The sequence below is a fragment of the Rhodococcus sp. H-CA8f genome (assembly GCF_002501585.1).
Taxonomy (GTDB): Bacteria; Actinomycetota; Actinomycetes; order Mycobacteriales; family Mycobacteriaceae; genus Rhodococcus_F; species Rhodococcus_F erythropolis.
In genome coordinates, this window is sequence record NZ_CP023720.1 from 864,657 (window position 1) to 885,564 (window position 20,908).

The following is a 20,908-nucleotide window of genomic DNA, read 5'->3' on the forward strand; positions in this document are numbered from 1 at the left end:
TGGTCAATCTTTCGCGCGGGCCAGTTCGGACGGCCACCATATACGTTTCCCGATGTCGTGAGAGAGCGCAGGCACCAGGACACTGCGCACGATGATCGTATCGAGCAGCACACCGAAGGCCACGGCAAATCCGATCTCGGCGAGGAAGACCAGCGGCAGGATGCCCAGTACGGCAAATGTTGCGGCCAAGACGATTCCGGCTGAGGTGATCACACCCCCGGTGACCGCAAGACCGCGCAGGACACCTGCGCGGGTGCCGAATTCTCCGGTCTCCTCTCGCACACGGGTCATCAGGAAGATGTTGTAGTCGATACCCAGAGCGACCAGAAACACGAAGGCGAACAGTGGGAACGATTGATCCGCCCCGGCGAACCCGAATACGTGTGTGAAGAAGAATCCGCTCACACCGAGCGTCGCCGCGAAGGAAAGCACCACGGTGACAATGAGAATCACCGGGATCAGCAGAGCACGGAGCAAAGCGGCCAAGACCAGGAAGATCACCACCAACACGATCGGGATGATCAGGTTTCTGTCGCGGACCGAGGCCGCCTGGACATCGAGGGTGGTGGCCGTGCTGCCGCCGACGAGCGCGTCGGCGCCGGGCACGTCGTGGACGACACTCCGCAGTCGCTTGACAGTTTCGAGTGCCTGCGGCGAATCGTAAGAGTCGGCGAGGGTTGCATTGATCATGGTTCGGCCGTCGATCGGTGCAACGGTGAAAGCCGCAGGGGCGCAACCCGCAGCGGCGGCTTGTGCGACGGCAGCGGGGTTGGTCTTGATCAGCTCGCTGACCTTTGCGACGTCCACCTGGGTGCAGACGGCGCCGGGATCCTGCGAGATACCTTCGACGCCGCTGGCTGCTTTGATGACGGCGTCGGCCTGGTCGGCGTTTGCGGTGATCACGGCCGGTGCGCCGGCTCCGGGATCGAACTTCGAGTCGTAGAGTTCCTGTCCGACAACGGCGTCGGGACGATTGGTGAAGCTTTCGGTGGATGTCAGGCCATCGGTTTTGAGACTGCCGATCCCGGCCGCGAACAGGATGATCAACAAGACTGTGGCGCCGATCCACAGTGGGCGGTCCTTGCTGCCGACGGCCTCGGCGATCTTGCCCCACATCCCGTGCGTCGTAAGGTCTGCGGCGTGATCGACCTTGGGCTTGCGCGGCCAGAAGACCCACCGTCCGGTGGCGGCCAGAGCGACCGGCATGAACGTCATCATCACCAGATAGGTGCAGGCGATCCCGATGGCGGCGACGGGTCCGAGGCTCTTGTTGGAGTTGAGTTGAGAGAACGTCAGGCAGAGCAGACCGAGAATGACGGTGACAGCCGAAGCGGTGATGGCCGGCGCAGACTCGCGCCAGGCCTTGATCATCGCGTCGAAGCGGTTGGGATACGTGTGTAGTTCTTCGCGATAGCGAGAGATCAAGAGTAGGGCGTAGTCGGTACCGGCACCGATCACCAACACGAAAAGGATGCCTTGAGATTGTCCGGTCAGAGTGAGTAATTCGGCTTTCGCGAGGAAATAGATCACCATCGACGACAAGCCGATGGCGAGGAGCGCGGAGAACAGCGGGAAGAACCACAACACCGGCGATCGGTACACGACAAGCAGGATGAGGATCACGACCAGGAGTGCCGCGCCAAGGAGCGCTCCGTCCAGACCGGCAAAGGCGTCGATGAACGCAACGAGTAGCCCACCTGGCCCGGCTGGGAGTACCTCGACATCACCAGCTGCTTGTTTTGCTGCGTCGATGACGTTCTGCTCGGTGGTCGCCAGGACATCGCCTGCCACGGATGTGTCTCCGTCTTTGGCGACGAGTGGCACGAAGATCGACGCAGTTGTGCCGTCGGCGGAGTACTGAGTGGGCTGCATACCGTCGGCGTCTACCCCGGAGATGCCGGCAATGGCGCCGTAGGCCGAGTTGATTGCAGATTTGTCCGCCTCGGTGAGGGCCGAATCTCGATGGAACAGAACAAATCCAGGGATCGTCTCGACTGCGAGGAAGTTCGCGGATTGGTTGCTGACGATTGTCGATTCGGCGGAACTCGGGAGGTACGAGGCGTTGTCGTTCTTTTGAACCTCGGCGAGTTTGCCCTGGAAAGAACCGCCGAATCCGCCTGCGACGAAGGCAAAGATTGCAAGCGCGATCACGGTGAAGATCGGCACGCGAAGGCGTTTGACCGTTCCGCGCTCGTTCCGTTCTGCATCAGTTGTATCCAGCTTGGTCATGGTTCTCCTCGAACACAGTCGACCAGCACCAACAAAGCAACATTTTCCAGTAGAACACGCAATACGGGCGCGGTGGAACCACTTGGAGTGGAATTGACGACGCTACGAAGTGCTTTTGCCGTAAGTCTCGCGGGCTGCGACGTCCATGGGAAAACGAACGACTGTGTCGCCGAACAACAATCGAGTTGCCGAAGCCGCGGCGGCCAGCACGTGGGCGGCACCTGACTCGGGGTTTCGGGTATGCACGACCACTTCGTCGTGCTGGAAGAAGACCAACTCGCCGTCCGGATCTTCGGCGAGGCGGCGCCTGAGGTCGGCGAGCAGGCACAACGCCCACTCGGACGCAGTGGCCTGAACGACGAAGTTTCGCGTGAAACGACCGCGGGCATGAGCGTCGCCGTGGGAGTAGAAGTCGGGAGACGGTGGGGGACAGGCCCGGCCGAGCAGTGACTTCACCACCTCGCCGCGCTCACCTGCCTTGGCAGCTTGCTCGACGTACTCGACGGCGACCGGGAATCGCTTCCGCAACAAGATGAGCAGTGCTTTGGCTTCACCCGCCGTCGCCCCGTACAGGACTCCGAGGATTGCGACCTTGGCTTTTGCGCGATCCCCGCCGAAGGCTTCGGCACCGACAAGTGCGTACAGATCGTCGTCGCCGGCGGCAGCCATCATGCGGCGGTCGCCGGACATGGCGGCCAGAATTCGGGGTTCGAGCTGACCGGCGTCGGCGACGACGAACACGTGGCCCGGATCTGCGACGACGCTCGAGCGCATGGTCTTAGGAATCTGGAGGGCCCCGCCGCCCCGGCTCGCCCACCTGCCGGACACGACACCACCGGGAACGTAGATCGGGCGGAATCGATCGCCCCGCACCCAACTGTCCATCCATTGCCAACCGTTGGTGCTGTACAGCTTGGCGAGTTCGCGGTGACGTAGGAGCAGCGGCACAGCCGGATGATCGATTTCCTGCAGAAACCACTTGCGCGTCGACGGTAGTTCGATGCCCTGACGCCCGAACGCCTCGGTGATCTCCACCGAAGACGAAGGATTGACGGTGCGCCCGAAGACCTCGCTGATCTGGGCGGCAAGTTCCTGCATGCGTGCGGGGAGGTCGTATCCCGTCGGCCGCGGCCCCAGTCGTTCTTCGAGGAGTTCGCGGTGCTTCTGCGTCGAGAACGGCAGGCCCGTGTGCGTCATCTCGGCGGCGCTGAGAGCGCCGGCCGATTCTGCTGCGATCAACAAGTCCAGTCGAGCGTCCGTGCCGATGGTTGCGCGCTGATCGGCGAATTCGGTGGCGACGGCGAGAGGATCGAGAACGGGTGCAGTGTCGAAGAGTCCGAGTCGATCGTCGTCGAACTCCTCGGCAGACGGTGACGGTTTGCCGACGCGCATTCCGAGTATCGCGCGGGTCAGGGAGATGTCGTGGCACCGCTGAACCCGTACGCCTGCCCGCAGTAGCGGTGGGTACACGGTCGCCGTACTCGGCCACACCCACCGCGGGTGCTCGGCTTCCTCGATGGTGCGCACCGCTGCGATCAGGTCGGGGTATTCGACGGGATCGGCGAGCGGCGTTCCACCGGGGTCGGTCCGTAGGACAGTTGCCGTCACAGCTCCCGTGGACGTCGTACTACCGGGGACCAGGACAACTCGCACGACATCAGTGTGACGGCAGGGTCCGACACGCCATCGCTCGGCGCTGCTCAGGCCCCGACGAACCGGATGTGCTGACCCGGGCGGGCTTGGCCGAGTCGGTCGATATCTGCGTCCGCGACCACTCCGACCACCGGATACCCGCCGGTGATCGGGTGATCGGTGAGGAACACGACAGGTTGGCCGCTGGGTGGGATCTGGATCGATCCGAGCGCTACGCCTTCGGTGGGGAGTTCGGCGTCATTCGTTTGTTGCAGCAGTTCGTCGGTGCCGACACGATCGAGTCGCGCCCCGATTCGGTCCGAATCGGTGGAGACCGCCCACTGCCCCCGCAGGAGCGATTCGGGGTTGGTGAATCGATCTGCGCGCGGCCCGAATACGACTCGAATCTCGAGAGTCTCGTTTGTCATCGGTGGAACTGGTGCAAGGTCGACGAGCGAGAACGCGGTCGGCGAAGGCCCGATCGGGAGAACAACCTTGGGCTCGAGAGGCGCCGGACCTATCCCGGACATGGTGTCGGTGCTGCGCGATCCCAGGATCTCGGGAACCACAATGCCGCCCCGGACGGTCAGATACGTCCGCAGGCCACTCGGTGCGTAGTCGAGGCGGACGGTCTGACCGACGTCGAGAGCGATCACGCTCGAATGCCCGACCGGAATGCCGTCGCGGTAGGCCTGTGCGGGCGCCCCGGTGAACGCGATCGTTGCCTGTTGCTGCGCTCGAATGCTCAATCCGCCCAGGAGGACCTCGACGCCTGCCGCGCTCTCGTCGTTGCCGACGAGCCGGTTGCCGAGTTTGAGCGATCGCCTGTCCGCAGCACCGGAAACCCCGACGCCTGAGCGAAGGTGTCCGGTCCGTCCGAGGTCCTGGATCAAGCTCAGCGGCCCGGTGTCGAGTATCTCCAGACCGCTCATCGGTCGTCCTCGTTGACGAAGCGCACGCGGCACCCGGGCTGAACGGCGGCCGGTGGCGTTGAGTTCAGGTCCCACATCACGGCGTCGGTGCTCCCGATGATCTGCCAGCCACCCGGCGATGCCCGCGGGTAGATCGCGCTGTATCCAGCGGCCAGGGCGACGGAACCGGCTGGCACTGCGGTTCGCGACTGAGTTCGACGTGGAACGTCGAGCCGAGTGTCGCCTGAAGTCAGGTAGGCGAAGCCGGGTGCGAATCCGATGAAGGCGCAACGCCACATCGCCCCGGTATGGGCCGCAACCACCTCGGAACGGCTCATTCCGAGTGACTGTGCGACGTCGTCGAGGTCGGGCCCGTCGTACCTGACGGCGATGGTGAGTGCATCCGTCTCGGAATGCTCGTCTGTGGTCGCGGCAGAATTGGTTTGCTCGAGATCGTTCAAGCACTTCCGGACGTACGTGAGATCTGCGGCCGGGGTGCACGTGACCAGGACCGTGCGAGCTGCGGGGAGGAAGTCTTCGACCCCGACCGGGGTGTTACGCGTCAGTGCTTCGGTGAACGCGAGAACGTCAGCTTCGGAATCGAGGTCTACGAGAAATGCGCGTTCTCCCGCGGGAAGTATGCGAGTCACAGGGAGGGCTCCCGATCGATTCGAGTCCGCTCCACGTCCGCTCGCATCGCCACGATGAAACTCGCGATGGTGGCTCGCTCGGCCGCGGTGTAATTCCCGACGGTGCTCGCAGCCCGTGAAATGAGGGGGCCGAAGAAGCTCTCGCCCAGAGTGACCGCCGATGGTGTGACCTGCAAGATCACTCGCCGGCGGTCCTCCGAATCTCGCTCCCGAGCTACGTGGCCCGCTTTGACCATCCGGTCGACCAGTGCAGTCACCGACGCCGAGTTGATCCCGAGCTGTGAGCCCAACCAACCTGGCGTCGCCGATGTGTTCGAGCGCTCGGCATCGAGAAGACAGATCAGTGCGCGGACGTCGGTGGAGTGCATTTTGTATTTGTTCGCAAAGCCGGAAACCGCCACGTTCAAGTCGACGGTCAGTGCGCGAAGCGAGTGGACGATCGCCATTGCTTCGTCTTCTGCATCACCGACGTTCATGGATGCCTCCAGCCCTGGTGTGTTGTCTCTCGATTGTCTACTATCTCGATAGTCGAGAGAAAATGGGGGTGGGGAATGGACTTCAATCGCGCATACGACGCCGTACTGACCAAATGGCCGCAAAAACCGCTGGGTGTGGATCTCGCAGGCCGGTTCGGCCGAACGCATGTGAACGTCTGTGGACCTGAAGACTCGCGGCCGTTGATCCTTCTGCCCGGGGGAGGTGCCACTTCGACGGTGTGGTTCGACAACGTTGCGGCGCTGTCGAAATCCCGGCGTGTTTTTGCCGTCGACACCCTGGGCGATGCCGGACTCAGCATTCCCAATGGTGATCCGATGAAGTCCGTCGACGATCTGATCGAGTGGATGGACTCGATAGTCGATTGCACCGGCGCCGACACCGTCGATGTGATCGGACATTCCTACGGCGCAATGATTGCGTTGGCCTTTGCGCTGCATCGACCGGATCGTGTCGGGAAACTTGTTCTGCTCGATCCTAATTCGAGTTTCGCCGGCATGAAGGCGGGCTACCTTCTGCGTGCGCTTCCGCTGTTGCTGTCCCCGTCGCGAGCACGCCGAAAGCGACTGTTGGAGTGGGAGACGGGTGAGTCGAGTATCGACTCCGACTGGCTGTCTCTTGTGGAAGTGGGCACTTCGGATCTACCGCGACCCGATCTCGTAGTGCCTCAACGCCCTTCGAAAGAGGACTTGAGCGCACTGGATGTCGAGTTGCTGGTGGTCCTCGCACAGGACGGACGGGTGCATGATGCGGAAACGGTGTCGAGGTCGGTGCGGGAGAGGATTCCCGCAGCACGTGTCGAGGTGCTGAAAGATGCTTCACATCACAGTATTCCGATGGTTCCCGCCGATGAACTCAACCGGGTGCTCGTCGACTTCTTGGAGGGCTAGCGGATCAGGGTGCGACGACGCACCCCGGACCGATCGGGGTGGCCGGATTGACATCGACCGTTGTGACCGGCCCGCCCGCTGACGTCTGGTAGGCCATCAGAGAATGTTCGCCGGGTGCGGTCGGAGTCCACAGCGTGACGGCGTGGCCGAGTACAACCGGCAAGGTGAAATAGGGATTGACGGTGTCCCAGATCAATTCCTGCGGGAACATGGTCGACGCCCGGTTCAGGTCGACAATCGAGACGTTCGACTCGTCCAACGCTGCTGTCCTGGCAACCACCAGATACGTGCAGCCCGCCCCGTACGGCGTTGTCGGCCCGCTACTGAGACCCGGAAGGACCGTGACGTCTACTACGTCCGCGGAAGCTGACGTCGCGGAACAGATGGCGGCGCTCGCGCTGATGGCGGCGGCGATCACGGTAGTGCGAGCGATTCGTGAAAGTGTCATACCAGCAGGTCGGTTTCATCCTGCGGAGCGTTACAGTTGAAAGGCCCCGACCTCAACAGAGATCAGGGCCTTCCTTTGTATTGCGCTACTTTTGCACCGAGCTACTTCTTGGAGACGCGGAGCAGCTTCTTGTTCACGAACTCGTCCATTCCCCACGGACCGAGCTCGCGGCCGACTCCGGAGCGCTTGACTCCGCCGAAGGGCAGACCGGGCAACGTCGTTCCGTGCTCGTTGACAAACGCCATTCCCACGTCGAGATCGGCAGCGACCGACCGGGCGGAATCGAGATCGCTGCTCCAGACGGACCCGCTCAGACCGTAGACCGACGAATTGGCAAGTTCCACAGCCTCGCTGGCCGACTTGACCTTGTAGACGACGCCGGCAGGTCCGAACAGTTCTTCGCTGTAAGCCCGCATGTCCGGGGTCACGTCTGCGAGCAACGTCGGCTGAACGTAGGCGCCCGGGCCGTCGATCTTCTTCCCACCGGTGAGCAGCGTTGCTCCCTTGGACACAGCGTCGTCGATCTGCTCGATCAGAGTGTCTGCCGCGCTCTGTGAGGACAGCGGGCCCAGGACGGTGGATTCGTCCAACGGGTCACCGGCAGAAACGGATTCGAAGGACGTCGCCAATTTGCGGGTGAAGTCGTCGTAGAAATCTTCGGTGACGATGAAACGCTTGGCCGCATTGCAGGCCTGGCCGGCATTGGACAGACGCGCCTTGGTTGCGGACTTGACGGTGGCATCCATGTCGTCGGAATCGAGGACGATGAACACGTCCGATCCGCCGAGTTCGAGGACGACCTTCTTGAGATTTCGTCCCGCAGTTTCGGCGACGCTGGTGCCGGCGCGTTCGCTGCCAGTCAGTGACACGCCTTGAACTCGTGGATCGGCGATCATGTCCGCGATCTGCTCGTTGGTCGCGAAGACGTTGACGTAGGCGTCGTCCGGCAATCCGGCTTGTCGCAAGATCTCTTCCATCAGCAGAGCCGACTGCGGACAGTTGGACGCGTGCTTGAGAATGATCGTGTTGCCCAGCATGAGATTCGGTGCCGCGAAGCGGGCGACCTGGTAGTACGGGAAGTTCCACGGCATGACGCCGATCAGGGCACCGATCGGTCGCCGGTACACAACCGACTCCTCGGCCCCGGGAACGTCGAGTCGTTCTTCCTCGAGCAAAGCCGGACCGTGGTCTGCGTACCACTGATAGATCGCGGCCGAGAGTTGTACTTCGCCCTTGGCCTCGCGGACCGGCTTACCCATCTCCAACGAGATCATTCGGGCCAGTTCGTCCGCCCGCTCTGTGTACAGTTCGGCGGTCTTGCTCAGGACTGCCGCACGTTGCTGTGGCGCACTGTTGCGCCAGGTCAAGTAGCCGCGATGCGTGTTCGCAAGTGCGGCTTCAACTCCGGCGTCATCCAAAGTATCGAATTCCCTGACGGTTTCACCTGTCGCGGGATTGACTGTTTTGTAATTAGCCATAGTTGTACAACGTGCGGAAGGGGGTCGAAGATTCCCGAAACGCGCAATCACATTGAATCGGCCCAACAGGTTTCGATCAAATCCCGGCTGGGTACCATCTCACGCCACCTTGGGGCGATGGGTGCGTTCGTAGCCCTTGCGGTCGTAGAAACGGGTGGTCACGATGCCGAGTACGACGCCGATCAGTAGACCCACCAACGTCATCCAGACGGCATGCAGCAGCCCTGCCTCACCGCGTGCGCCGAAGAACAGGATCGATCGCGTACCCATGTAGATCTGGTGCATCGGCTCGAATTGCGCCAGCCAGGCATACAACCTGGGGCTGGCTTCGAGGGGGATGGTGCCACCGGACGAGGGCAGCGCGAGAATGACGAACACGAACAGGTTGATCAACATGCCCAACGAGCCGAATGCGGCCATCACCGACATCGCCGTGATGCCGACTGCAGTGATGACCAGCGCGCCGTACTCCCACAATGCAAGCCCGTGAGTGACCGGCATTCCGAGGGCGCGACTGATCCACTGGAACAACGCGGAGACTATGCCGGACAACACGATCATGAACGCCCATTTGACGAGCAGCGTCCGAAACCTGTTGATACCCACAACGTCGTTCTGAACGAAGAGCGGACCGAATTCGGTAGGCGCATATCCGAGCATGCCGTCCACCAAGGAATTGACCACGGTTGCTCCGGTGAATCCCGCAAGGACCAACAGCAGCGCGAAATAGAATGCAACCAAACCGAATCCGGTGCCGTCGGGAAGCGGATCGTGGGCCACCGTGAGTACGTTCACCGGATTTTCGAGCAGCAGGCGGCTCGCTCCTGAGATCTGGGTTCCGGTGCCTCCCGCTTCCAACTGCTGGGTGACCAGGGTGGTGAGTTGCTCGCCCATGTTCTTGTTGACCGAGGCGAGGGCTGTAGTTCCGATCGACTGGACCAGAGATGCGGATACGGAACCGGCGCGCGGATTGGTGTAGATCGTGATGATCGGTTGCTCTACGTCACCGGCGACGACGCTGGCCTCCGCCAGGATGATCGTCCTCTTCGTGAAATCACTGGGAATCACGATCGCGCCGTACAGCGTGCCGGAGTTCAACCGAGATTGGGCTTCGGCGAAACCGATCTGCTGCAGGTCGATCTTCTGGTGGTCGATTCCGTTTTCGAGGCCGGCGACGATGTCGTTTCCGAAATTCTTGCGGTCGGCGGGGTCGCCGCCGGGGAGGGTGTCGCCTTCGTCCTGGTTGACCAGGGCGATCGGGAACTGGTCCAGGTGTTTCTTGGGGTCGAGTATTCCGCCCATGTACAGCGCTGCCAGCGCCGACATCAAGAGGGTGACCACTATCAACGGCGTCAACCAGAATCGTGGTGTGTGCATGACGGTGCGGGCAGACGGCTCCGTGTTCTTGCTCATCGTCAGTCGACCGGCTTTCTTTCGCGCGGAGTTCCTCGGGCTGAGCGTAAACGCAAAGGTGCGCCGGGGCAGTCTTTCGATCTGCCCACGGCGCTGGAGACCTGCCCGGCCGGCGGCGGGTCAGCTTGCCGGCAGTCTCATCCGAAAAGGCTGAGAACGGATCGGTAGGGTATGGCCCGCGGCAACCCTGCCGAGACGATTTCGGAGAAACCGTTGACCAACGTGCTGATAGTTGTCCTGATACTCGTAGTGATCGCTGCCGTCGCGTTTGTGGTCCTGCGTGGACGCCAGGGCAAGCCGAATGCTCGCGTGGACCCGCTCGCCGACTATCCCGAGGTGTACGACCCCCACAAGATCGGGGTCGGCGACATCATCACGTACGCGGGTATCGACCACGTTGTTCGAGGGACCATCACGCTCGACGAAGAGGGATACATCTGGCGTGAGCATCTTCTCGACGGGTCGACCGGTCGTCGTTGGCTGACAGTGGAGGACGACGAGGGCGAACTCGAGATGACTCTCTGGATGCGTCGAGAAGGAACCAACCTGGTCCCGAACGGCGACGTCATTCTCGACGACAAGGTTCACCGCAAGATCGAAAGTGGAACGGCGAAGTTCACGGCCGAGGGTACGACGGGTACGGCCCCCTCCGGCTCGATGGAATACGCGGACTACGCGACCGCCGACAAGACCGGGCTGATCGCATTCGAGAAGTGGGCGCGCGGACAGTCGTGGGAGGTTTCCACGGGACGGGCGGTCACCCGCAGCGAACTCACCGTCATCCACTCGGGCCCACCGGAATGAGTCTGTATCGACTCGATGTGGAACCGACCGACGTGAATGCCTCGGCACTGGGGTTGGTGCTGGGAGCCCCCTCGCCGCCGACCCTCGCCGAGTTGGTGATCGAAACTTCCGATGCGACGTTGACACTCGGAGTGCTCGGGGCATCTCACGTGGTGACGGCCCGGGCATCGGGAAAGGAACTGACCGAGCAGGTTTCGTGTGATGCTCTTGCCGCCGGCGGTGAACCCTTGCCGGCAGTGGAGTCCACGGGAAACTACCGGTTCGAGTCTTCCTCGCTGGTCCTGGACCGAGTCGAATTCGATTCGGAAGCTGCATCGTTGAGAGAGTCCGCCGGCCAGGACGGTTGGATCTGCGGATCCTTTCCCGGCGACGACACAGCGTTGACCGCGTTGTGTGGCGTGCGAGACCGCCAGGGGTGGAGTTGGCAGAGTTGGCATTTGTACCCGGGGGAGGGGACAGGAGTGATCGTGAAGACGCGCAGTAGGTGGCGCCCGTGAGGGGGCGGACGTGGTTTGCTCCGGTGATGGTGGCAGCCGCAATTATGTTGTCGGCGTGCGGTGGTGGAGCCAAAGACTTCATCGCGGACAACTATTCCAAGACGTCCCAGGATGGCGACGTCGTGTTGTACTCGTCGAAAGATCCAGTGGGCACGACCGTCTCACGGATTGTCGACGCGGACGAACCAGCGGCGCGAAGTGCTGACGGCGGCAACGAATACCTGCGCTACGACGATGACATCGTCACTGTCAGTTCGGCTTCGGGCGGTGGCAGCACCATCAAGGTAGAGGACATCGACGGCACGTATCGCAGCGGCGGATACGCGTACCTGGGACCGGGCTTCAACCCGGGATCCCCGGCGGGTGGAAGTAGTGGCAGCGGCGGCTCGGGTAGTGCCAAATGACGGTAGTGCTCAATGAGAAGGAGAACGGCGTGACGAACATCTTTGCATCCACTTCCGTCGAGATCGGAACGGTGGATCCGGCATTGCTCGTCGGGGGCGTTCTCGGCACCCTCGCCTACTTCGTCGTCGGCGTAGCGGTTCTGGCGACGGGATTCCTGGTCCTCGACCTCATGACACCCGGAAATCTCCGCCACCAGGTTTACGTCGACAAGAACCCGAACGCTGCGATTCTGTTGGCTTCCAACCATCTTGCGCTGGCGATCATCGTGGTGACGGCAATCCTGACCAGTTCGGACGGCTTTGCCCAGGGACTCGCCGACTCCGCGGTGTACGGACTGTTCGCGATCGTGTTGCAAGCGATCGCGCTGCGTTTGATGAACGCATTCCTTCCCGGCAAGTTGGTTGCACTGGTGCAGGATCCGAAGATGTGCGGCGCCGCGTGGGCGGTGGGTGTGAGCTTGTTGTCCATCGGTTTGGTGAACGCCGCAGCGCTCACCTGATGGTTGCCGCTGATCGCGATGTGAAAGTTGCCGAGCGTTCGACGATGCTCGGCTCACGCGCACGCGTGCTTCTCCTTGCGGCTGTTGCCGCGTGCGCGGCGTGCGGCCTGATCTACGAGCTGGCCCTGTTGACGCTCAGCGTGAGTCTGACCGGCGGCGGCATCACCCAGACGTCGTTGATCGTCGCGGGATTTGTTGCGGCGCTGGGTATCGGAGCGCTGGCCGCCAAACCGCTGTTGGGGCATGCGGCCATCTCGTTTGTGACCGTCGAAATCCTGCTCGGGCTGATCGGCGGATTCAGTGCCGTCACGCTGTACGTGACCTTCACGTTCTTCGGTTCCAGCGCAGCAGTTCTGGTGGCTGCGACCGCGCTGATCGGTATCCTCGTGGGTGCCGAAGTGCCTCTGCTGATGACGCTGTTGCAGTCCGGTCGCAGCGACAACGACGCACAGAGCACCGGAAAGGTATTGGCCAACCTCAATGCAGCCGACTATCTCGGCGCGCTGATCGGCGGCCTCCTGTGGCCGTTCGTATTGTTGCCGTGGGCGGGCATGATTCGCGGTGCCGCACTCACCGGCATGATCAATCTCGTGGCTGCGGCAGTTGTCGCGCTGATACTTCTTCGGTGGCAGCTCAGCCTGCGTGCACGATTGATCGCCGTCGTCGCAATGCTGTTGGCGGCGAGCTTGATCGGGTGGCTGCTGATCGCGGCCTCGGACATCGAGACCACGTCGAGGCAGCGGCTCTACACCGATCCCGTGGTGGCCGCCGAGCGATCGGTGTACCAGGAAATCGTCGTCACCGAGCGGGGAAACGACGTGCGACTGTTCCTCGACGGAGACCTGCAGTTCTCCAGTGTCGACGAGCATCGGTATACCGAGTCGCTGGTGTATCCGGCCCTGGTCAACGACCCACGGCGCGTGCTGATTCTGGGCGGAGGTGACGGCCTCGCTGCACGGGAAGTGCTGCGAATGAACAGCGTCGAGCAGATAGTTCAGGTGGAACTCGATCCGGCAGTCATCGAGTTGGCCAACACGCGTCTTCGTGATCTGAACGCGGGAGCACTCGAGGATCCACGGGTGGACGTCGTACTCGACGACGCGTTTCGGTGGTTGCGCGAGCGTCCGGATCCAGGCTTCGATGCGGTCATCGTCGACCTCCCGGATCCTGACACCCCCGCACTTGGCCGCTTGTATTCGATGGAGTTCTACGGACTTGCCGCTGCCGCGATGAATCCGGGCGGGCTGATGGTCGTCCAGTCCGGCAGTCCGTACTCGACGCCGGATGCGTACTGGAGAACGGTGTCGACGGTATCGGCTGTCGGACTGAGCGTCTCGCCCTACCACGTTTTCGTGCCGAGCTTCGGTGACTGGGGATACGTGCTCGCGCAAAGAGGTTCCACGCCGCCCGAGCTTCGTCTGCCCGCTGGTGTGCCGAACCTGCGGTTCCTCGACGAGCCCACCCTGGCGTCGGCCTCGGTGTTTCCTCGCGATCGCCCGAGGCGGGAAATGGAGCCTTCGACACTCGACCGGCCGCGCATCGTCGACGATATGCGCAAGGGCTATGAACGCTGAACTCCCGACCGAGTAGCTTGAATCGAGACTCTCGGCCACGACGGAGGTACGGATGACTGTTCGGATCGAGGAGCACGCACCGGGAGTCCGGTTGCTCACGATGGACCGCCAGGAGAGGCGCAACGCGCTCGACGCGAAGACTTACCGCGAGCTCACGAACGCGATCCTGGAGTCTGACGACGATGACGCAGTGCGGGTTTCGGTGCTGACGGGCGCCGGTGGTGTCTTCACCAGCGGCAACGACATCGGAAGTTTCCAGGACACTGCCGGGAAAGACGGCGGCGAGGCCAAAGACCTGCTGATCGCACTCGTCACCGCACGCAAACCGATTGTCGCAGCGGTCGAAGGGTTTGCAGTCGGAATCGGCACCACGATGTTGTTGCACTGCGACTTGGCATTCGCGGGGCGAGGTACACGATTCCGATTGCCGTTCGTTCCGCTCGGGCTCTCGCCCGAGGGCGGATCGAGTTACCTGTTGCCGCAGATCGCGGGGCTCAAGCGGGCAACGGAACTACTGATGCTCGGAGAAATGTTCGGGGCGGAGGAGGCTGCCGAAGCCGGCCTGATCAATCGAGTCGTGGAGGCCGAGACCGCGCTCGACGTGGCATTGGAGCGCGCGGTGCGCATTGCAGACTCCCCGGCTGAATCGGTGACGCTGACGAAGATGCTCCTCCGCCGCCCACATCTCGATGCCCTGCTGGAAACCATCGACGTGGAGTCGGATCATTTCGCGAGACGGCGGCGATCCGACGAAGCGCAAGAAGCCTTCGCAGCTTTCATGAAGAAGAGGTGACCGAAATGAATGGTGCACAATCGCTTATCCAGAGCTTGGTCGACTCGGGTGTCGAGGTGTGCTTCGGCAATCCCGGAACGTCCGAGATGCATTTTGTTGCCGCACTCGATTCCGTTCCCCAGATGCGTGCGGTACTCGGTTTGTTCGAGGGCGCCGTCACCGGTGCCGCGGACGGGTACGCGCGTATCGCCGGAAAGCCTGCCGCGACGCTGCTTCATCTCGGCCCCGGAATGGCGAACGGACTGGCGAACCTTCACAACGCGCGCCGCGCCCACACCCCCATCGTGAACATCGTCGGGGACCACGCGACCTACCACCACGGTTTCGACGCTCCACTCGAATCGAATATCGACGCGCTGACCGAGTGGCTGGAGGGATGGAGTCGACGTTCCGACTCCACCGCGACCGTCGGTAGCGATGCGGCCGACGCCGTTGCCGCCTCCATGGATCCGCCCGGACGCATTGCCACACTTGTCCTCCCCGCCGACGTCTCGTGGAGCGAAGGTGGAGTTCTTGCGGGTCCTCGAGACATACCGGGGCGGGCGGAAGTAACTGCAGCACAGATCGACTCGGTGGTAGGCGCGCTCAATGCCGAGGGGCGCGCCACGCTACTGCTGGGCGGCGTAGCGTGTTCCGAAGCCGGACTGCGCGCCGCTTCCCGAATTGCAGTCGCGACCGGTGCACAGATTCTGGTCGAGACCTTTCCGGCCAGGCTTCAACGCGGTGCGGGACTACCGTCATTCGAGCGCTTGGGATACTTCGCCGAGCACGCCACCGAACAACTTCGCGGAACAACTCAGCTCGTCCTGGCCGGCGCGGTTTCGCCGGTCTCGTTCTTTGCGTATCCCGGAAAACCGAGCGATCTGGTCCCGGACGGCGCCGCGGTGACAACGCTGGCGAATGTCAGCGACGATGTTGTCGGCGCGTTGGAAGCAGTGGCGGAACTCGTGGCACCCGGAGTGGAACCCGTTCTGCAGGAGGCAAATCGGCCGTCGCTGCCGAGCGGGCCTCTCGACGTGCGAAATTGGGCCGACGTGATCGGGGCCCTGCTGCCAGACGACTCCATCATCTCCGACGAGGCGGCCACTTCCGGTTGGGCGATCCCGATTGCCCTTGCCGGAGCGCCGCGCCACGACGTGCTCACGCTCACCGGAGGTGCCATCGGCCAGGGCATCCCGGTGGCGACGGGCGCCGCTGTGGCAGCGCCGGAGCGGCCGGTGATCAATCTCGAAGCCGACGGAAGCGCGATGTACACCATCACGGCGTTGTGGACGCAGGCGCGAGAACAGTTGAACGTCACGACGATTCTGCTCAACAATCGCGCATACGCCATCCTGCGTGGCGAACTGCAACGAGTCGGCGCAGAAGGTGGCGGCGTCGTCGCACAGTCGATGTTGGATCTGTCGTCTCCGAACATGGACTACGTCAAGATCTCCGAGGGGTTGGGAGTGCCCGCGTCGCGGGCGAACACAGCGGAGGAGTTGGCCGAACAGTTTGCCGCAGCGCTGGCGGAACCCGGCCCGCATCTCATCGAGGTCATGCTGCCTCCGCCGTCGTGATTTCGACCTCGAATCGATCGTCGATTTTGCATTCAACTGGAGGTTTTGGTGCTAGCTGCGATCGGTCTGTCTCTTCCGATTGCCCTCGGCCTGCTTTTCGTCTCGATGCCCATGGCGGTGATCGTGCTCGTCATGATCACCGCTGGAGCACATCGAGGGGCGGCATCTTTTCTACTCGGGTGGGTCCTCGGAATCTCGGCAGTCGTTGCGGTGACGATCGTGATCGCGGACTATTCGTTTGCGGAGTCGGAGTCGTCGCAGACTTCGGTGTGGTCGAGCGTCGTACGAATCGTGTTGGGGCTCGTTCTGTTCGGATTGGCGTACAAGCAGTGGCGAGCGCGTCCGAGGGACGGAAGTGATCCGACAGTTCCGAAGTGGATGAAGAGCATCGACGGCTTGACTCCGCGGAAGGCGTTCGGGTTGGCGTTCTTGTCCGCGGCGGTCAATCCCAAAAATGCAGCGCTGGCGGTATCCGGTGCGGCCACTATCTCGGTCGCCACGAATGTTGTTGCCCAACAGATTGTTGCCGCGGTGATCTTCACGGTCATCGCGAGCGTCGGCATCGCGTCGCCGATCCTGGTCAAGGTGTTCTCCGGCAAGCGAGCCGACGAGATCCTCGCATCAGCGAAGTCATGGATGACCGCGAACAACGCAGTGATGATGACGGTCATCCTGGCAATCCTCGGTGCGACCGTGCTGGGCGAGGGGCTCAGTGGACTGCAATAAGTCGCCTACCATTGGCGGGTGACTGATTTCGACGACGAAACCGCTGGTTCCGACGCTGCTGGTTCCATTGCCTCCGCTGCTTTGGCTGTTCTGCGCGAGCAAGGCCCGCTGAGTCTCGAAGAGTGGGCGACCCATCTCGAGGAGTACGGAGCTGCGACCGAGTTGGCCGACGTGCTCGAGTATCTGTCCGAACCGATGCTCGGGTACCTGCCCAACGGAAAGTACGTCGCCCTCGACACGGTCCTCGAAGGGCTCGTGTTCACTCACCGGCTAAGCGAGCTCGAGATTGCGTCCGACATCCTCGACGCGAGCCCCGATCTGGAACCGATCTTGGCATTCGGCGACGGCGACGGCGACGGCGAGGACGGGGCGATCCGGGTGGCCCTGGCGGAAGAAGCGGCCGTGGAACGTGGAGCTGCTCCCTTCCGGAGTCGACGAGTTGTGGTTCTTCCAGCCGGAACCCTCGGCGAGTGCGCCGACGGTGATCTCATCGGCCTGGCAGTCGAAGACGGAAGACTTGCGTTTCGTCTGGTCGAGATCGAGGACGAACCCGATCTTGCTCCGGCGCTCGGCGAACTCTTCGAGGAGGACGGAGTCGAGGCCCTGGATTCGGTGTGCTGGCAACTCCTGCTCGAGGATCCGTCTCTCTTCACGGTTCCTGTTGCGCCGCTGGGTGAGATCTTCGAGGCGGCAGGTTACGAGCACGAGCGTGAACTACTGGCTCGGCGGGGATTCGACTTCGATGCCTACGACCTGCAGATTCGGACAGCTTTGGTCGCCAGTACCTACGACCTGACCCACGACGAGGCCGTCGCTGCTGTTGCATTTGTCGATCTGGCGGACCGCGGATACACCGATGCCGTCATCGCCGACTTCGACATCGTGGACTGGGCTCGCCGTCACGTCAGCGCCGCCCCGGACTTCTTTGTCTCACTGGCAGATCCGGGTGCTGCAGTGGCCGTGTTCGATCTCGGATTTCGGAATCAGGACCCGGTGACCGACGCAATCCTCGAAGCGCTTGCGTCCGAACTGGCCGAGCGAGGGCCACGGTCGGTCAGGGCGGCGGCTCATTGGCTCGCCGGTAAGGCCGTCGATCGGCTGGGGCGCGTCCTCGAAGCGGAGGCGCACTACGAGAAAGCGCTCCTTGCCGAATCCGGTTGGGGTCCGGCCTTGTTCGAGCTGGCTCAGTTCGCGTCGGACCGCGGCGACGCGACCCGGGCGCTGTCACTGCTCGGGCGGATCGACGGCGGAAGTGAAGAGAATCTCTACGCCGTACTGCAGGACTTCGTCCCAGTCGATCACCCGGAACTCGGGCGAAACGACAAGTGTTGGTGCGGTTCCGGCCGCAAGTACAAGGTCTGCCACCTCGGAAAGGCCGATGAATCGGTCAAGGCAGATGGTCGCTGGTTGTACAAGAAGGCGTGCCTGTTTGCGTTTGCCTCCGAATTCGTCGACGTCGTGACCGGGCTCGACGATCTCGAAAACGCGAATCTCTCCGAGGACGAACTGATCGCCGCCACGATCTTCGACGGCTCGGCACTGGACGTGGCTCTGTTCGAGGGTGGGATCTTTGCCGACTTCCTGGCCAGACGCAGCGAACTACTTCCCGAGGCGGAAGTAGTGACAGCCGCACAGTGGCTCGGGGTCCGGAGGTCGGTGTACGAGGTGATCGAAACTTCCGACACCGGCGTCGTGCTGCTCGATCGTGTGTCCGAGGAAACCGTCACCGTTGGTCACCCGGTCGAAGGAAAGCCCGGCGACCTGATCAGTGCCAGGCTCCTGACGGCCCCCACTGGTGCGCTTGCGGTGGGCGTTGTCGTCATGTCCTCGGAATCGCAGGCTGCGAGGGTACTCGAGGTTCTCGCTTCCGAGGAACTCGACGCCGAAGAACTGGTCCGCGAGTCGCGTGGAGGCGCCGATCACTCGACCGATGACCGGTGACGATGTATCGAGTCGACCCCGTTAAAGTTGGATAGGTGAACGAACCGATGGATGCCAATGACTTGATCGCCGAAGCCGCGATGGAGTTGTTGCGTGAGCACGGCCCGCAGACAGCGGCGGACTGGGGCACCCTGTTGGCCGATGCCGGCCACGGTACAGCCGACGACATGGCCGAATTCGTCGAGTACGTCGAGGACCCACTGCTCGGCTACTTGAGTGAGGAGCGGTACGCCGCACTCGACACGTTGTTCGAGCATCGAGTGCTGACCCATCGGCTCACCGAAGCCGAAATAAAGTCCGGCGTTCTCGACGCGAACCCTGATCTGATGATGCTGCGGGTGTTCCTCGATCGTGACGACGACGAGATTCATGGCATCAGCGTCGTGCACCGCGGGATCGACGACGACCTGTTGGCTGATCGTGGGATCGAAGATCCGGAGTTCCCGCACGACGAGGGTTTTCTCCTCGACACCGATACTCTCGCCGAATGTTCTGCGGGCGATTTGATCGGACTGTTCGTCGCTGACCGTGAGCTGACGCTCTGCACCATCCCCGAGGTACTGGATCCCGCACCCGGATTCGGCGAGAGCCTGGGGACGGTCCTCGCAGACATCGGTGCTGACACCCTCGATGCCATTGTCTGGCAATTGATGCTCGACGAGCCGTCGCTGTTCCGTCAGCCCACCGCACCGCTGGGCGAAATGCTCGAGGCGGCAGGTTACGTCCGCGACGGTGATTACGTTGCGGTCGACGGATTCGATTTCGAGGCATACCACCTGGCGAACCGAGCCCGCATGCTCGAGGTTCGGGAGAACCTGCACCCGGAAGAAGCCGCCTCGGTGATTGCCTTCGTCGATGTGGTCATGGCCGCGAAAGCCGAAGCCGTCGAGGATGTCTCGGACTGGGCGCGCAAGCAGATCAAGGAGGATCCGCAGACCTTCGCCGGCATCGCCGAGCCGCCCGCGGCTGCGGCAGCGTTGGAGCTGTTGTCCGAACTCGACGATCATGATTCCGTATTGCATTCTGTTGCAACTGCTCTCGCCGAGAATGGGTCGCGTCGTGTCAAGCCGGCAGCGCATTGGCTGGCAGGCAAGGCTTCGGATCGTCTCGGCAAGATCCTTGTCGCTGAGGCGTCGTACGAAACGGCGCACGATCTCGATCCCGACTGGACTCCCGCGATCTTCGATCTGGCACTACTGGCGGCCGATCGCAGCGACGTGACCCGCGCGCTGGCACTTCTCGGCCGGATCGAGGGTGGCGAGTCCGAGGTTCTGCACGAGGTTCTTCAGCGCTATGCCCCGGCCGAGCACCCCGAACTCGGCCGAAATGACAAGTGCTGGTGCGGTTCCGGTCGCAAGTTCAAGGTCTGCCATCTGGGCAAGTCCGAGGTGACGTTCGATGATCGGGCCAACTGGCTCTACGTCAAGGCTCAGTTGTTCTCGCGCACACCGGAGTACTTCGACGCCGTGTTCGATCTTGCGCTCATCCGTGCCGAGCAGTTCAACAGCGAAGAAGCACTGACGTTGGCCGTCGAAGGCGGATTGGCCGTCGACGCTGCCTTGTTCGATGCGGGTATTTTCGCGGCATTTGTCGAGCGGCGCGGAGAACTGTTGCCTGCCGACGAACGCGAACTGGCCGATCAGTGGTTGCCGATTCCGCGCTCGGTGTACAAGGTCGCCTCGACGGAGCCGGGACAGTTGGTGACCCTCAGCGACGTCCGCAACGGGCATCTGGTGAAGGTCACGGACGAGTGGGGCTCAGTCAATCTCGAGCCGGGCACGCTCGTCTGTGCACGCGTTCTCCCCGCCGGCTCCACGATGCGCACCTTCGGTGGCATCGAACCGCTTGCAGCAGAGGACAAGAAGGAACTGATCCAACTGATCGAGTCGGTGGATACCGAACCGGGTCAGCTGGTGGAGTTCCTCAGCCGCGGCCTTGCCGGTGCGCCTTTCCGGTAGCGTGCA

Annotated in this window: 19 protein-coding genes; 11 read left to right on the top strand and 8 right to left on the bottom strand. The window is 62.5% G+C overall.

From position 1 onward, the window contains the following. Positions 1 to 3: 3 nt before the first annotated feature. The 5 genes from CPI83_RS04175 to CPI83_RS04195 all read right to left on the bottom strand — a co-directional run bounded on the left by CPI83_RS04175 (position 4) and on the right by CPI83_RS04195 (position 5,898). Positions 4 to 2,229 (bottom strand): MMPL family transporter, encoded by a 2,226-nt coding sequence (locus tag CPI83_RS04175; protein WP_097386830.1) that lies wholly within the window; start codon positions 2,227 to 2,229, stop codon positions 4 to 6. A gap of 102 nt (positions 2,230 to 2,331) precedes the next feature. Beyond that, positions 2,332 to 3,882, bottom strand: a complete 1,551-nt coding sequence (locus CPI83_RS04180) for a bifunctional 3'-5' exonuclease/DNA polymerase (RefSeq protein ID WP_097386831.1) — start codon at positions 3,880 to 3,882, stop codon at positions 2,332 to 2,334. Positions 3,883 to 3,929: 47 nt separating this feature from the next. Beyond that, entirely contained in the window at positions 3,930 to 4,793 is an 864-nt protein-coding gene (locus tag CPI83_RS04185) for a biotin-dependent carboxyltransferase family protein (RefSeq protein ID WP_097386832.1), read from the bottom strand. After that, positions 4,790 to 5,422, bottom strand: a complete 633-nt coding sequence (locus CPI83_RS04190) for an allophanate hydrolase subunit 1 (RefSeq protein WP_097386833.1) — start codon at positions 5,420 to 5,422, stop codon at positions 4,790 to 4,792. Before CPI83_RS04190 ends, CPI83_RS04185 begins: the two co-directional genes overlap by 4 nt. Further along, a complete protein-coding gene (locus CPI83_RS04195; protein WP_097386834.1) occupies positions 5,419 to 5,898 on the bottom strand; it encodes a MarR family transcriptional regulator in 480 nt (159 codons plus the stop codon). The genes CPI83_RS04190 and CPI83_RS04195 overlap by 4 nt, the downstream gene beginning before the upstream one ends. A gap of 75 nt (positions 5,899 to 5,973) precedes the next feature. On the opposite strand from CPI83_RS04195, the gene CPI83_RS04200 reads away from it, so the two are divergent. Further along, complete coding sequence (locus CPI83_RS04200) at positions 5,974 to 6,807, top strand: alpha/beta hydrolase (RefSeq protein WP_097386835.1); 834 nt, start codon at positions 5,974 to 5,976, stop codon at positions 6,805 to 6,807. A 4-nt stretch (positions 6,808 to 6,811) separates the two neighbouring features. Here CPI83_RS04200 and CPI83_RS04205 read toward each other — a convergent pair whose 3' ends face one another. From CPI83_RS04205 to CPI83_RS04215, 3 genes are all read right to left on the bottom strand, one after another. Next, on the bottom strand, positions 6,812 to 7,255 hold the full coding sequence (locus CPI83_RS04205; protein ID WP_020970887.1) for a hypothetical protein: 444 nt from the start codon (positions 7,253 to 7,255) through the stop codon (positions 6,812 to 6,814). A 101-nt stretch (positions 7,256 to 7,356) separates the two neighbouring features. Then, positions 7,357 to 8,733: an NAD-dependent succinate-semialdehyde dehydrogenase gene (locus tag CPI83_RS04210; RefSeq protein WP_021345629.1), complete on the bottom strand. Its 1,377-nt coding sequence runs from the start codon at positions 8,731 to 8,733 to the stop codon at positions 7,357 to 7,359. Between the two features lie 99 nt (positions 8,734 to 8,832). Beyond that, on the bottom strand, positions 8,833 to 10,146 hold the full coding sequence (locus CPI83_RS04215; RefSeq protein ID WP_097386836.1) for a DUF3533 domain-containing protein: 1,314 nt from the start codon (positions 10,144 to 10,146) through the stop codon (positions 8,833 to 8,835). Between the two features lie 171 nt (positions 10,147 to 10,317). Between CPI83_RS04215 and CPI83_RS04220 the strand changes: the two genes are divergently transcribed. Genes CPI83_RS04220 through CPI83_RS04265 form a run of 10 tightly spaced genes read left to right on the top strand, consistent with a single transcriptional unit; the run spans position 10,318 to position 20,902 of the window. Beyond that, entirely contained in the window at positions 10,318 to 10,950 is a 633-nt protein-coding gene (locus tag CPI83_RS04220) for a DUF4178 domain-containing protein (RefSeq protein ID WP_019745427.1), read from the top strand. Beyond that, positions 10,947 to 11,447 (top strand): DUF2617 family protein, encoded by a 501-nt coding sequence (locus tag CPI83_RS04225; RefSeq protein ID WP_046379342.1) that lies wholly within the window; start codon positions 10,947 to 10,949, stop codon positions 11,445 to 11,447. Before CPI83_RS04220 ends, CPI83_RS04225 begins: the two co-directional genes overlap by 4 nt. A 26-nt stretch (positions 11,448 to 11,473) precedes the next feature. After that, complete coding sequence (locus CPI83_RS04230) at positions 11,474 to 11,851, top strand: DUF4247 domain-containing protein (protein ID WP_044480673.1); 378 nt, start codon at positions 11,474 to 11,476, stop codon at positions 11,849 to 11,851. Positions 11,852 to 11,880: 29 nt separating this feature from the next. Then, positions 11,881 to 12,351 (top strand): DUF350 domain-containing protein, encoded by a 471-nt coding sequence (locus tag CPI83_RS04235; RefSeq protein ID WP_024487862.1) that lies wholly within the window; start codon positions 11,881 to 11,883, stop codon positions 12,349 to 12,351. 44 nt (positions 12,352 to 12,395) lie between these two features. After that, entirely contained in the window at positions 12,396 to 13,925 is a 1,530-nt protein-coding gene (locus tag CPI83_RS04240) for a polyamine aminopropyltransferase (RefSeq protein WP_232816948.1), read from the top strand. 52 nt (positions 13,926 to 13,977) lie between these two features. Further along, a complete protein-coding gene (locus CPI83_RS04245; RefSeq protein ID WP_097386838.1) occupies positions 13,978 to 14,718 on the top strand; it encodes an enoyl-CoA hydratase-related protein in 741 nt (246 codons plus the stop codon). A gap of 5 nt (positions 14,719 to 14,723) precedes the next feature. Beyond that, the gene (locus CPI83_RS04250; RefSeq protein ID WP_170320384.1) at positions 14,724 to 16,277 is read left to right on the top strand and encodes an acetolactate synthase large subunit; all 1,554 of its coding nucleotides are present in this window, start codon (positions 14,724 to 14,726) and stop codon (positions 16,275 to 16,277) included. Between the two features lie 48 nt (positions 16,278 to 16,325). Beyond that, complete coding sequence (locus CPI83_RS04255; RefSeq protein ID WP_097386839.1) at positions 16,326 to 17,003, top strand: GAP family protein; 678 nt, start codon at positions 16,326 to 16,328, stop codon at positions 17,001 to 17,003. A gap of 18 nt (positions 17,004 to 17,021) precedes the next feature. After that, positions 17,022 to 18,944 carry an SEC-C domain-containing protein gene (locus CPI83_RS04260; RefSeq protein ID WP_047888290.1) on the top strand — a complete coding sequence of 641 codons (1,923 nt, stop codon included), beginning with the start codon at positions 17,022 to 17,024 and terminating at the stop codon, positions 18,942 to 18,944. Between the two features lie 35 nt (positions 18,945 to 18,979). Then, positions 18,980 to 20,902 (top strand): SEC-C domain-containing protein, encoded by a 1,923-nt coding sequence (locus CPI83_RS04265; RefSeq protein WP_232816863.1) that lies wholly within the window; start codon positions 18,980 to 18,982, stop codon positions 20,900 to 20,902. Positions 20,903 to 20,908 lie beyond the last annotated feature (6 nt).